9 protein-coding genes are annotated in these 13,087 nt (G+C 60.4%); 7 read left to right on the top strand and 2 right to left on the bottom strand.

What is annotated here, in order from left to right; genetic code table 11:
* Positions 1-247 precede the first annotated feature (247 nt).
* From aceE to BLW36_RS13830, 6 genes are all read left to right on the top strand, one after another.
* Positions 248-2,917 carry a pyruvate dehydrogenase (acetyl-transferring), homodimeric type gene (gene aceE / locus BLW36_RS13850; RefSeq protein WP_091389786.1) on the top strand — a complete coding sequence of 890 codons (2,670 nt, stop codon included), beginning with the start codon at positions 248-250 and terminating at the stop codon, positions 2,915-2,917.
* 30 nt (positions 2,918-2,947) lie between these two features.
* Entirely contained in the window at positions 2,948-4,606 is a 1,659-nt protein-coding gene (gene aceF, locus BLW36_RS13845; protein ID WP_091389783.1) for a dihydrolipoyllysine-residue acetyltransferase, read from the top strand.
* 267 nt (positions 4,607-4,873) lie between these two features.
* Positions 4,874-5,143: a hypothetical protein gene (locus BLW36_RS17225; protein WP_139304902.1), complete on the top strand. Its 270-nt coding sequence runs from the start codon at positions 4,874-4,876 to the stop codon at positions 5,141-5,143.
* Between the two features lie 388 nt (positions 5,144-5,531).
* On the top strand, positions 5,532-5,834 hold the full coding sequence (locus BLW36_RS13840) for a hypothetical protein (protein ID WP_139304901.1): 303 nt from the start codon (positions 5,532-5,534) through the stop codon (positions 5,832-5,834).
* Between the two features lie 285 nt (positions 5,835-6,119).
* The gene (locus tag BLW36_RS13835) at positions 6,120-6,755 is read left to right on the top strand and encodes a carbonic anhydrase (protein ID WP_091389777.1); all 636 of its coding nucleotides are present in this window, start codon (positions 6,120-6,122) and stop codon (positions 6,753-6,755) included.
* Complete coding sequence (locus tag BLW36_RS13830) at positions 6,752-7,135, top strand: hypothetical protein (RefSeq protein WP_091389773.1); 384 nt, start codon at positions 6,752-6,754, stop codon at positions 7,133-7,135. Before BLW36_RS13835 ends, BLW36_RS13830 begins: the two co-directional genes overlap by 4 nt.
* A gap of 95 nt (positions 7,136-7,230) precedes the next feature.
* On the opposite strand, the gene BLW36_RS13825 is transcribed toward BLW36_RS13830, so the two are convergent.
* Both BLW36_RS13825 and BLW36_RS13820 read right to left on the bottom strand, forming a co-directional pair.
* Complete coding sequence (locus tag BLW36_RS13825) at positions 7,231-10,446, bottom strand: efflux RND transporter permease subunit (protein ID WP_170833221.1); 3,216 nt, start codon at positions 10,444-10,446, stop codon at positions 7,231-7,233.
* Between the two features lie 145 nt (positions 10,447-10,591).
* Positions 10,592-11,734 carry an efflux RND transporter periplasmic adaptor subunit gene (locus BLW36_RS13820; protein WP_091389769.1) on the bottom strand — a complete coding sequence of 381 codons (1,143 nt, stop codon included), beginning with the start codon at positions 11,732-11,734 and terminating at the stop codon, positions 10,592-10,594.
* A gap of 393 nt (positions 11,735-12,127) precedes the next feature.
* Here BLW36_RS13820 and BLW36_RS13815 point away from each other — a divergent pair, with 393 nt between their 5' ends.
* Positions 12,128-13,087 (top strand): AraC family transcriptional regulator, encoded by a 960-nt coding sequence (locus BLW36_RS13815; RefSeq protein ID WP_091389766.1) that lies wholly within the window; start codon positions 12,128-12,130, stop codon positions 13,085-13,087.

Genomic DNA, 13,087 nt, shown 5'->3' with positions numbered 1-13,087 from the left:
GGCGCCGTTTCCCCTTCTCCGCCGCAGAAGTGCGCAGAGAAACCGTTGAGCGAGGTCATGTACCGGTTCACCGGTTCCCGCAACTTTGCATTTCCGCCAACGATGGTGGTGATTTGGCGGAACTGCCGAAAAAAGGAAGCAATTTTCTGCCTGCTCTGTACTTTGCCCGTTTGCCGAAATTTACTCTGATTACTCTGAAATAAGACCCCGACTCGACGTCGCACAATTCGCCGAGGAGCATTGTTTGATGCAAGACGAAACTGACATTCAGGAAACGCAGGAATGGCTGGATGCACTGCAGGCGGTGATCCGCCACAGCGGTAAAGAGCGCGCTGCGTTCCTGCTGAAGCAGCTGTCTGATCGCGCCACCAATACTGGCGTGGAGCTGCCGGCGGCCATCACTACCCCCTATCGCAACACCATCCCGCCGCAGGCGGAAAAGCGCATGCCCGGCGACCTGTTCATGGAGCGCCGTATCCGCTCCCTGATCCGCTGGAACGCGCTGGCGATGGTGGTGCGCGCCAACTCCAACAGCGACAGCCTGGGTGGCCATATCGCGAGTTTCTCCTCGGCGGCAACCCTGTACGATGTGGCGTTCAACTACTTCTTCCGCGGTAATGAAGGTGAAGAGCGTGGCGACCTGATCTTCTTCCAGGGCCACAGCGCGCCGGGCATCTATGCCCGCTCCTACCTGGAAGGCCGCTTCGACGAGGAGCAGCTGGACAACTTCCGCCGCGAAGTGAACGGCAACGGCCTGTCCTCCTACCCGCACCCGTGGCTGATGCCGGAATACTGGCAGTTCCCCACCGTTTCCATGGGCCTGGGCCCGATCCAGGCGATCTACCAGGCGCACATCATGCGCTACCTGTCCGCGCGCGGCCTGTCCCCGCGCGGCGACCGCAAGGTGTGGGCATTCCTCGGTGACGGCGAGTGTGACGAGCCGGAAACTCTGGGCGCCATTTCCATGGCCGGTCGCGAGAATCTGGAAAACCTGGTGTTCGTGGTCAACTGCAACCTGCAGCGCCTGGACGGCCCGGTGCGCGGCAACGGCAAGATCGTGCAGGAGCTGGAAGGTGTCTTCCGCGGTGCCGGCTGGAACGTACTCAAGGTCCTGTGGGGGCGCCTGTGGGATCCGCTGCTGGAAAAAGACGACAAGGGCCTGCTGCAGAAAGTCATGGACGAAGTGGTCGATGGCGAGATGCAGAACTTCAAGGCCAACGGCGGCGCTTACACCCGCGAGCATTTCTTCGGCAAGTACCCGGAACTGCTCGAGATGGTCAAGGACATGTCCGACGACGAGATCATGAAGCTGAACCGCGGTGGCCACGACCCCTACAAGGTCTACGCGGCGTACGCCGAGGCCATGGCGAGCAAGGGCAAGCCCACCGTAATCCTGGCGCAGACCGTCAAAGGCTACGGCCTGGGCGCTGCCGGTGAAGCGGCGATGGATACCCACAACGTCAAGAAGATGGACACTGAGGCGCTGAAGCGCTTCCGCGACCGCTTCGCGATCCCGATTACCGACAAGGAAATCGAGGAAGTTCCGTACTACCGCCCGGCGCCGGACAGCCCGGAAATGAAATACATGGCCGAGCGCCGCAAGGCGCTGGGTGGGCCGGTACCGTCCCGTAGCACCGAGGTGGCGAAGCTGGAAATCCCGGAACTGGACGCCTTCAGCGCGCTGACCAAAGGTTCCGGTGATCGCGAAATTTCCACCACCATGGCATTCGTGCGCGCGCTGTCTGTCTTGGTGAAAGACAAGAAGATGGGCAAGAACGTGGCACCCATCGTGCCCGACGAAGCCCGTACCTTCGGTATGGAAGGCCTGTTCCGCCAGCTGGGTATCTACTCCTCCCAGGGGCAGAAATACACCCCGGTCGACCACGGCCAGATCATGTATTACAAGGAAGACAAGAAAGGTCAGGTGCTGGAAGAGGGCATCAACGAGGCCGGCGCCATGTCCGCATGGATGGCACTGGCCACGGCGTACTCCAACCACGGCGTACCCATGGTGCCTTTCTACATCTACTACTCGATGTTCGGCTTCCAGCGCATCGGCGACCTGGCTTGGGCTGCCGGCGACATGCAGGCGCGCGGCTTCCTCGTTGGTGCTACCGCCGGCCGCACGACGCTGAACGGCGAAGGCCTGCAGCACCAGGATGGTCACAGCCACGTGCTGTCTGCCACCATCCCCAACTGTAAGAGCTATGACCCGGCCTACGGTTATGACCTGGCAGTGATCATGCATCACGGCCTGAAGGAGATGTACGAAGAGCAGAAAAACCTCTTCTACTACGTCACCATCGAGAACGAAAACTACCTGCAGCCGGAAATGCCGCAGGGTGTCGAGGAAGGCATCATCCGCGGTATCTACAAGCTGGAAGGTGATTCCCGCAAGCCCGGCAAGGGCAAGGCGGCGAAGAAGCATGTACAGCTGGTGGGTGCCGGTTCCATCCTGCGCGAAGTACTGGCGGCTGCGGATATCCTCGCCGACCAGTTCGGCGTGACCTCCGACGTGTGGAACCTGACTTCCGCCACCGAGGCGGCCCGCGAAGGCCAGGACGTGGCGCGCTGGAACATGCTGCACCCGACCGAGACGCCGCGCAAAGCGTGGATCAGTGAGCAGTTTGAAGGCAACGAGACGCCGGTGGTCATTTCCACCGACTACATCCGCGCCTATGTGGAGCCGCTGCGCGAGTTTATCGACGGTGACACGATCGCCTTGGGCACCGACGGCTTCGGCCGCAGTGACAGCCGCGAGCAGCTGCGCCGCTTCTTCGAGGTGGATCGCAACTACGTCACCATCGCCGCGCTGACCGGCCTCGCCAAGCAGGGCGTGATCGACGCCAGCGAGGTTGCAGATGCCATCAAGAAACTGAACGTTGACGCGGAAAAAGTAAACCCGCGCCTGGTTTAAGGTCCGCTGATAAGGAAGAAGGCAAAAAACATGGCAAAACAAGTCATTAAAGTGCCTGATCTCGGCGGCGCCGATCAGGTAGACGTGATTGAAATTTCCGTTGCAGTGGGGGACACGGTTGCGGAAGAGGATGCGCTGATTGTGGTGGAGGGTGACAAGGCCTCCATGGATGTGCCGGCTCCGGTGGCCGGCAAGATCCTGAGCCTCAGCGTAAAAGAGGGCGACAAGGTCTCCGAAGGTGACGTGATCGGTGAGATCGAAACCGAGGCGGCCGGCGAGGAAGCCGCTGGCGAAACTGCCGAAGAGGCTGGCGAGGAGCCCGCAGCTGAGCCGGAGGCCGAGGCTGCGCCGGCACCGGCGGAGGAAACTCCTGCCCCGGCTGGTGAAGCCACCGAACAGGAAATCAAAGTGCCCGACCTCGGCGGCGCCGATGCGGTGGACGTGATCGAAATCACCGTCTCCGCCGGCGACGAAGTGGGCGAGGGCGATTCCCTGATCGTGGTGGAAGGCGACAAGGCCTCGATGGACGTACCTTCGCCGGCGGCGGGCACCATCGTGTCCATTTCCGTGAAGGAAGGTGACAAGGTCTCGACCGGCGACGTGATTGGCGTGATGAAAACTGTTGCCGGCGGCGCGGCGCCAGCCGCCGCTCCGGCACCGTCCGCACCGGCACCGGCACCGGCGCCGGCTGCCAGCCAGGAGCCCTCGGCGCTGTCACAAGAGCCGCCCGCCGCACCGCAGAAAGATCATCACCTGGAGCGCGACCTCACGCCCTCCGCGGAGGTGTATGCCGGTCCGGCGGTGCGCAAGCTGGCCCGAGAGCTGGGTGTGACCCTGAACAAGGTGAAGCCCACCGGCCCCCGCAATCGTGTCACCAAGGACGATCTGCACGCCTATATCAAGGAGCAGGTCAAGAAAGCCGAGAGCGGTGCGGTTGGTGTCGGCGGCGGTATTGGCATAGCGCCGATGCCGGAGATCGACTTCAGCCAGTTTGGCCCGGTCAACGTCGAGGCGATGACCAAGATCCACAAGATCACCGCGGCCAACATGTCCCGCAACTGGCTGAACGTGCCGCACGTTACCCAGTTCGACGATGCGGACATCACCGAGCTGGAAGATTTCCGCAAGTCCATGAAAGCAGAGGCGGAAAAGCGCGGTGTGAAACTGACGCCGGTGCCCTTCCTGCTCAAGGCAGTAGCCGCAGCCCTGCGCGAGGAGCCGAGCTTCAATGTGTCGTTGCACAACGACGGCGAACACATAGTGCGCAAGGACTACGTGCACGTCGGCATGGCGGTAGACACGCCCAAGGGGCTGATGGTCCCGGTAATCCGTGACGTGGACAAGAAAGGCCTGTACGAACTGGCGGAAGAGGCTACCGCGATGGCGATTGCCGCCCGCGATGGCAAGCTGAAGCCGCGCGATATGCAGGGTGCGTGTTTCACTATCTCCAGTCTCGGCGCCATTGGCGGCACCGGCTTTACGCCGATCGTCAATTCACCGGAAGTGGGGATCCTCGGCGTGTCCAAGCTGGCGGTGAAGCCGGTATGGAATGGCAAGGAATTTGTGCCACGGCAGATGTTGCCCCTGGCGTTGTCCTATGACCACCGGGCTGTTAACGGTGGCGACGCCGGCCGTTTCATGACCTACCTGGTCAGCGTGCTTGGCGATGTGCGACGCCTGCTGCTTTGATGGATTGAGTAGCGACAAAAAAAGCGGCCAGGAGGCCGCTTTTTTTTTGCCACTAACATTCCAGCGAACGTCGGTGCGAAATCACGCGCTGTTTGTTGCTGCTGGCCGCCGGGAAATCAACGACTGAAGTTGCTGGCGCGTAAATTCACCAAAATGAAGAATTTTGCGCATAAATCGTTCCGTAACAGCACAGGCCGAAACCTCCGCCAGCTAAACTGAAAATGTACCAACCAAAAGCGCAGCTCTGAAAGCGAGAGGTATTCGGAAATGAAGCGCATAGGGACATTCGCTTTGCCGTTGGCGGCGGCACTGGCAATGCAAGGTTGCATTTTTCTTCCCGTCGAGAATACAGGTAGAGATGACCCCTTCTATTTCAACCCCGACGACGCCAGCCACAGTGCCGATTTTGTAGAAGTCGGTCACTACCAGCCCAATTCCCGTTTGCCCCCCTCTGCCAGCCGCCACTGTTCTGTGGATAGTGAAGTGGGTAAGGTGGGATCCGCCTGCTGGTTTTTCCCGGTGATGCGGGTTTACTAGTATCGGGTGCCGTTATTCGGGGTTTGACTCGGAGTATTCGCCGCTCTCTTCCGCTGTGGAGGAGAGCGGAGGAGAGCGCTAAACACGGAGACGAAGCCTATGCGACATCGTGCGATAGTTTTTTCCGCTCTCGCCACCGCGACACTACTCACGGGCTGTGGCGTTGCCGATACCCGCGATCAAGTGGTCTATCCAAACAGCAGACCGATTCCGCGAGCAGCGGAATATCGGGCACCCGCCGATTACCAGGCACCTGCGGCGGCGCCCGCGGCCCAGCAATCCAGTCAATCTGTCTGCCCTGGGGACGCCGAGGAGCTGGCTCCCGGTTCCATCTGTCCACCTACAGCCAAGTGCTTTGATATTTCTGGCGGCCGTCGGTGTATCGATTATGAAAAATAGCAGCATCCTTGTGCCGGTATTGGCGCTGACGATCGGCGGCTGTGCGGGTGCCAACTTCGATGGTTTCTGGGACGACGTGCGCGGCAAGCCGCAAGCCTACACCTATCGGACGGTGCCGGTCGCGGAAAGGCCGGCTTTCCCGCGCGCCTGTCTCGTCGATGACCAGCCAATGGCCGGCTATGCACAGTGTGTGGAGCAGGGTATCCACTGCTACCAGCTCGACAATGGCAACTGGTGTGCCGGCGCCTATTCGCCGTTCGTAATCAGTTACCGCCCGCAGTGGCCGCGCTAATTCTCACACCGGAAGCGCAGGGGCGCGCAGGCAGCACGGCATTCGCCATCTAGTCGGGTTATGGCGCCGGCTGTCGGCTGTGTATCGGCAACCTACACCGGTGTCCCTCGTGTGCGCTTTTTTTGTTCCGCGAAAGCGCAGCAGGCATTCGCGGCACTTTTCCTGTTTGGCTTCGCGCAACAATGTGAACCGATCCGCAGAGTGGTGGCACAATTGCGGAAAAATTTGTGTATGCTTTGCCGAAATTTTTCCAATCCAGCCATTTGTCTCTGAGGGGAGGTCAATATGATATCGGCTCGGGAAGCGCTGCATCGACTGCAGGAAGGCAATCGCCGGTTTGCCGCCGGACTGCAGGGGCAGCACGCCGGCGCGAACGAAAGTAAACGTCGCGAGCTGGTGTCAGGGCAGGAGCCATTCGCGATCATTCTCGGCTGCTCGGATTCGCGGGTCCCGGCAGAACTGATTTTCGACCAGGGACTCGGTGATCTGTTCGTGATTCGGGTGGCCGGCAACGTGGTGGCGCCATCGCAGATTGGCAGTGTCGAGTTTGCCGCCGAGCGCTTTGGCACGCCGCTGGTAGTGGTGCTGGGGCATTCCAACTGCGGTGCAATTCAGGCCACGCTGGAAGAGCTGGTGCGCCCGCAGGAGACCCGTTCACCGAACCTGCGCTCCATCGCAGACCGTATCCGGCCGGCCGTTGAACCGCTACTGGATGCCGCTTCCAGTAAGGAAGTCGACAAGCTGGTGCCAAGCGCCGTGCGCGCCAATATCCGCGCATCGGCGAATCAGTTGCGCCGCGGCTCGCAGATTCTCGAACAGCTGGTGGAAAAGGACGAGTTGCTGATTGTCGGGGCCGAATACTCGCTGGAAACCGGCGCGGTGGATTTCTTCGACGGCGTTACGGATCTGCAGCGCCCATGACCGAAAAAAAAATGAGCTGGATTCGCGGCGTACTGATCGCGATCGATCAACTGGGCAATGCCATTGCCGGCGGCAATCCCGATGCGACCATTTCCGCGCGTACCGGCTACTTCGCCAACAAGCATGAAACGCCTTTGCGCCCCTGGTGGAAGGCGATGGAAAAAGTCATCGACTTCACGTTCGAACCGCTCGAGGGCCGGGGACATTGCCTGCGGTCTTTCGAGGCCGACGAGGAGGAGCACTGGGAGGGCAGCGACATTATGCGCGGTCTGCTCGGAATCATTATCGTCGCTGCCTGCATACCGCTTTCCGTGATTACCAGGCTATACGTACTGGTTTTCCCGTGGGCACGCAAAGGTGATGAAAGGCCGTTGCGCTAGCGCTGCAGGCCAGGTCCTGTTCGGATAATAGATTGACCGTTCGCGCCGCCCTCCCTGGCGGCCTGCCGGTTACACGCAATTAAACTACGCACGTATTAGCTGTTCGCGGCCTTCGCCAGTTGGCGCAGCTGTGACGATTTTTCTTGAGTTTCCTCTTCCGTTTCTAGCGCCTTGCCGGCGCTGGCATCCCCGCGTTGCGTCAGCTTGCGCAGCGCCACATAGAACACCGGCGTCAGGAACAGGCCGAAAAAGGTGACGCCGATCATACCGGTAAATACGGTAATACCCATCGCGTTGCGGACTTCCGCACCGGCACCGCTGGCAAATACCAGCGGCACCACGCCGGCGATAAAGGCCACGGACGTCATGATAATCGGGCGCAGACGCAGGCGGCAGGCTTCCAGTGCGGCCCGCACCGGATCGCGGCCGTCCATTTCCAGTTCGCGGGCGAACTCGACGATCAGGATGGCGTTCTTACAGGCCAGCCCCATCAGTACCACCAGCCCCACCTGCACGAAGACATTGTTGTCGCCTCCGGTCAGCCACACGCCGAACAGTGCCGCCAGCAGACACATAGGTACGATTAGAATAACCGCCAGCGGCATGACCCAGCTCTCATACAGCGCTGCCAGGACCAGGAATACCAGCAGCACGGCCAGCGGAAATACCACCATGGCGGCGTTGCCCTGGTTGACCTGTTGGAAGCTGAGGTCTGTCCACTGAATCTGCATGCCCGGGGGCAGGGCCCGGCCGGCCACCTGTTCTACCGTTGCCAGTGCCTCGCCGGATGACAGCACGCTCGGATCGGATTGCCCCATCAGGTCCGCTGCCGGATAGCCGTTGTAGCGGATCACCGGGTCGGGGCCGTAACTCTGGCGCAACTCGACCATCGTATTCAGCGGTACCATGTCGCCGTCGGCGTTGCGCGTATACAGGTTGTCGATGTCTTTCACTTCGTCGCGGAAAGGCGCGTCCGCCTGGGCGACCACCTGATAGGTGCGGCCGAACAGGTTGAAGTCGTTGATGTACATCGAACCGAAATACAGCTGCAGCGCGCCGAACAGATCGTCCAGGCGCACGCCCTGTGCCTTGGCCTGCAGGCGGTCCACCTCCGCGTCCATCTGCGGCACATTGGCCTGGTAGGAACTGAACGGATAGCTCAGTCCTGGCACCTGGCTCAGTGTACCGGCCAGCTGGTTGGTGGCGTTCTGCAGTTCACCGTAGCCGGCCGCCCTGCGGTCCTGCACGTATAGCGAATAGCCGGAACCGGCACCCAGACCGAAGATCGGCGGCGGCATAAAGCTGATCGCGAAGCCCTCCTTGATCTGCGCCAGCTTGCCGTTCAGTTCGGCGGCAATTTCCTCAGCACTGCGATCGCGCTCGCTGAAATCGTCGAACAATACAAACACCGTACCGACGTTAGGGGTGTTGGTGCTTTGCAGCGCGTTGAAACCTACAAATGCTGCCGCGTGCGAGACTCCGTCGGTTTCGAGTGCGATTTCACTGACGCGTCGCGCGACGTCTTCGGTGCGGTCCAGTGAAGCGCCTTCCGGCAAACGAATACTGCCCACCAGGTAGGTCTTGTCCTGGGTCGGAATAAACCCTCCCGGCACCTGGTTGAACAGTACAAATGTGCCGGCGAGCAGTACCGCATAGACGCCGAACACCAGACCGCGGCGTTTCAGACTGCGGCCAACGAGCCCCTCATAGCGCTGCGAATTGCGCTGGAAGAAGCGGTTGAACGGGCGGAATATCCAGCCGAACAGTCGCTCGATCAACCGCGCCGGCGCGTCCGGTGCAGCGCCGTGGGGCTTGAGCAGGGTCGCCGCCAGCGCCGGGGACAGGGTCAGTGAATTGACGGCGGAAATAATCGTGGCGATGGCAATCGTGGTGGCGAACTGGCGATAGAACTGGCCGGTAATGCCGTCGAGGAATGCCATCGGCACGAATACCGCGCATAGCACGAGGCTGATGGCGACGATCGGGCCACTGACCTCGCGCATGGCCTGGTGGGCTGCCGCCAGTGGCGTGAGCCCTTGTTCGATATTCCGCTCGACGTTTTCCACCACCACGATGGCGTCGTCCACGACGATACCGATTGCCAGTACCATCGCGAACAGGGTCAGGGTGTTAATGGAAAAGCCCAGCATCAGCAGCACGGCAAAGGTGCCGATGATCGATACCGGTACCGCCAGCAGCGGGATCAGCGAGGCGCGCCAGGTCTGCAGGAACAGGATGACCACCAGTACCACCAGCAATACCGCTTCCAGCAGGGTCTGCACCACCGACTTGATGGAAGTACTGACGAATACCGTCGGGTCGTAGGCGACTTCCCACTCCAGGCCCTCCGGGAACTGGTCATCCAGTTCCGCCATTTTGTCCCGAACCGAACGGGAGACTTCCAGCGAGTTGGAGCCGGGCGCCTGGAAGATGGGAACCGCCACCGCCTGGCGTCCATTCAGCAGCGCGCGCAGGGCATCCTGCGAAGAGGCCAGCTCGATACGGGCGATGTCTGCGAGTCGGGTGATCTCGCCATTGGCACCGGTTTTCAGCACGATATCGCCAAACTCTTCCGTGCTTTCGAGGCGTCCCTTGGCATTGATGGAAATCAGGAAGTCGCTTTTCCCCGGCATCGGCTGCGCGCCGATCTGGCCGGCGGACACCTGCACATTCTGTTCACGCACGGCAGCGACTATGTCTGCCGCTGTGACACCGAGCGCGGCGGCCTTCTGCGGATCAATCCACAGGCGCATTGCATAGTCGCCGGAACCGAACAGTCCGGCCTGCCCGACACCGGGGATGCGCGCCAACTCATCGCGAATATGCAGCACCGCATAGTTGCGGATATAGGTAGCGTCGAAGCGGTCGTCCGGTGAGATCAGGTGCACGGCCATCATCAGGTTGGGAGACTGCTTCTGCGTGGTAACACCCTGGCGACGCACGTCTTCCGGCAGTCGCGGCAGGGCCTGTGCCACCCGATTCTGTACCTGGACCTGGGCCAGATCGGGATCGGTGCCCAGCTCGAAAGTGACATTGAGGGTCAGGGTGCCATCGCTGCTGGCGACGGATTTCATGTAGATCATGTTTTCCACGCCGTTGATGACTTCCTCCAGCGGCGCGGCGACGGTTTCGGAAATCGTTTTCGGGTTGGCGCCCGGGTAGCGAGCGCTCACCTGCACGCTCGGCGGCACCACTTCCGGATATTCGCTGACGGGCAGTACAGGAATACTGATCAAGCCGACGACGAAAATAATGATCGACAGCACCGACGCGAAAATAGGTCTGTCGACGAAAAAACGGGAAAAGTTCATATGCAGTTACCCCGTGTGCGACGCCTGGGTGCCGCACCGACTTTAATCTTGCGATTCAAAAGATAATTCAGTGTCTGGTCCGAAGCTGCGCGACTAGCGCCAGCCTCTGCCTTGTTGGCCGCGTCCGCGAGGCGGGTTTAATGGCTCAGCGACCAGCCAGCTGCCGGGAGGAGTCCGATACGCGCATCGCGACCAGTTCCGGTTGTACCGGCATACCGGGGAAGAAGATTTTCTGCACACCGTTTACCACGATCCGCTCACCGGGCTGCAGGCCGCTGCGGATCAACGTCATTTCATCCTGCTGCGGACCCGTCTGGACTTCGCGCCGTTCGGTAACGTTGTTCTCATTGACCAGGTAAACAAAGCGGCGATCCTGATCGGTTAGTACTGCTTTGCTGTTTACCAGTACTGCCTGGCCAAGTTCCTCCGTCGGCATTTCTACCCGCGCAAACTGGCCCGGTTGAAAAATACCGTCGGGGTTGGCTACTACGGCACGGAATTGCATGGTGCCGGTGCGACTGTCCAGGCGGTTATCGATAAAATCCAGTTCGCCGCGATGCGGATAGCCTTGCTCACCGGCCAGACCTATACGCACCTGTGGGTGTTGTTCCCGTGCCAGCAGCGCGCGACTGCTGCCAAAAGTCTGTTCGTCGCTCTCGAAATACACATACATCGGATTCACAGAAACGAGCGTGGTCAGCAGGGTCTGATCCGCGTTGGCCAGGTTGCCACGGGTGACGAATGCTCGGCCGACACGACCGCTGATCGGCGCTTTGACCTCTGTGTATTGCAGTTCGAGACGCGCGTTTTCCAGCGCGGCCTCGGCGGCTTGTACTGTCGCGCGGGCTGAGTCCCGCGCGGCTATACGCTGGTCGTACTCTTCGCGGGAAATTGCGCGAGTGTTCAGCAGTTGCTGCGCGCGTTTTGCCCTGCCTTCTGCCAGAGTCAATTGGCTGCGCGCGCTGGCGAGTTCGGCCCGCGCGGCGCGTTCGCGGGCGCGGTAGGGACGTTGATCGATCGTAAACAGCACGTCGCCGCGCTGGACCAGATCGCCCTCGGTAAAGGAGACCCGACCAATATAGCCACTGACACGGGGGCGCAGATCCACCGTCTCCGGTGCGGCCACACGGCCGGTAAAGCCGCTCCACAAGGTGGCTGGCTCTGCCACCACTTCGGCCACTTCCACTGCCGGCGGTGGTGCTTGCTGACTGCCCTGTTCGCCGGTGTCGCATCCCGCCAGCACCAGTGCGCTCAAACCGATCAGAATGAATTTCAGGTTTCTTGCCATAACGTATTTGCTCCCTCAGTTACGGAAGAGGTGAAACTGTTCCCGATGGGGTGGAACTGCTCTCCCAGTGGACGCAAACCTTAGCGGTGGGAAGTGTGCGGACGGTATCCGGTTACTGTGTATTGATTGCCTAATTCTGTTTTTGACTTGAAACGGTAGTCGGCCACTGCTGTTATTTTGCTAGTAGAAAAAGTTATGACAACTGTCTTTTGTGTAGCTTTGGATGGAGGCGTAAACCGGGCAATGGGCGCAGGAGCGCGGGGCAGTTGCATATTACTGCAGAGTGATTGCCTAATTCTGCAATGTTCTAAACGGCTTGCCTAAATCTCCGTATACTCGCGACAGGTCTGAATGACGATGTCCGGTATATACCGGTTCGGGAGGGGTACGAAAATGCCGATCGAACACAAGCAAGCTGTTGCCATTTCAAGGGATTTGGAAGCGGCGCGCCAGAGTCTTGTGCAAAAGTTACTGCGCTGGACGCCGGAGCAGGGGCTGCAGGAAACTGCCCTGGAGGGCGTCGACCTGATTCGCTCTGACGAAGCCACCAGCTGTGTTTCCTCCGTATACGAGCCCTCCCTCGGTTTCCTGATCCAGGGAAAGAAGACGCTGCAGCTCGGCGATAAGGAAATCTCCTATGGACCGCTTAACTACATTGCCTCCTCTGTGCATCTACCGGTACTGGGGCAGGTGGAGAACGCCTCACCTGAGCAGCCGTTTCTGGCGATCCGGCTCGTCATAGATCCGCAGGAAGTCACCGACCTGGTACTGGAACTGGGCGACAAGGCACCGGAGCTGGAAGCGGAATTTGACTGCCCGGAAATCAACTGTGCCCTCGCGGTTGCGCGAATGGATGCGGGGATACTCGATGCAGTGAGCCGCCTCGTGGGGTTGCTGGATACGCCGGCAGACGCGCCGATACTCGCGCCGCTGGCACGGCGGGAAATTATCTACCGCGCTTTGATGGGGGACATGGGTGCACGCATGCGCAAGTTCGCTTCGGTAGACAGCCAAGCCAACCGCATCTCGCGGGTGATCGCGGTGCTGAAGGATCGCTTTTCCGAACCGTTGCGTATCAGCGATCTGGCCGATGAGGCCAATATGAGCGAGTCGTCCCTGTATCACAGCTTTAAGCAGGTGACGCGCATGTCGCCACTGCAGTTCCAGAAGAAACTGCGCTTGCACGAAGCGCGTCGCCTGATGCTGACCGAGGGCATCGAGGCGGCATCAGCCAGTTACCGGGTCGGTTACGAAAGTCCGTCCCATTTCAGCCGCGAGTACAGCCGACTGTTCGGGCTGCCGCCGCGCGCGGATGTCAGCAAGCTGCGCGGCGAGCAGCGGGTGCCGGCCTGA

This window comes from Microbulbifer marinus (genome assembly GCF_900107725.1).
Classification (GTDB): domain Bacteria; phylum Pseudomonadota; class Gammaproteobacteria; order Pseudomonadales; family Cellvibrionaceae; genus Microbulbifer; species Microbulbifer marinus.
Note: the sequence above shows the minus strand (reverse complement) of the source record. Positions and strands in the feature narration are given on the sequence as shown.

Coding starts and splice junctions, on each gene's coding strand:
- BLW36_RS13825 (WP_170833221.1), bottom strand. CDS start 10,446: ATGAACTTTTCCCGTTTTTTCGTCGACAGACCTATTTTCGCGTCGGTG.
- aceF (WP_091389783.1), top strand. CDS start 2,948: ATGGCAAAACAAGTCATTAAAGTGCCTGATCTCGGCGGCGCCGATCAG.
- BLW36_RS17225 (WP_139304902.1), top strand. CDS start 4,874: ATGAAGCGCATAGGGACATTCGCTTTGCCGTTGGCGGCGGCACTGGCA.
- BLW36_RS13820 (WP_091389769.1), bottom strand. CDS start 11,734: ATGGCAAGAAACCTGAAATTCATTCTGATCGGTTTGAGCGCACTGGTG.
- BLW36_RS13830 (WP_091389773.1), top strand. CDS start 6,752: ATGACCGAAAAAAAAATGAGCTGGATTCGCGGCGTACTGATCGCGATC.
- aceE (WP_091389786.1), top strand. CDS start 248: ATGCAAGACGAAACTGACATTCAGGAAACGCAGGAATGGCTGGATGCA.
- BLW36_RS13835 (WP_091389777.1), top strand. CDS start 6,120: ATGATATCGGCTCGGGAAGCGCTGCATCGACTGCAGGAAGGCAATCGC.
- BLW36_RS13815 (WP_091389766.1), top strand. CDS start 12,128: ATGCCGATCGAACACAAGCAAGCTGTTGCCATTTCAAGGGATTTGGAA.
- BLW36_RS13840 (WP_139304901.1), top strand. CDS start 5,532: ATGAAAAATAGCAGCATCCTTGTGCCGGTATTGGCGCTGACGATCGGC.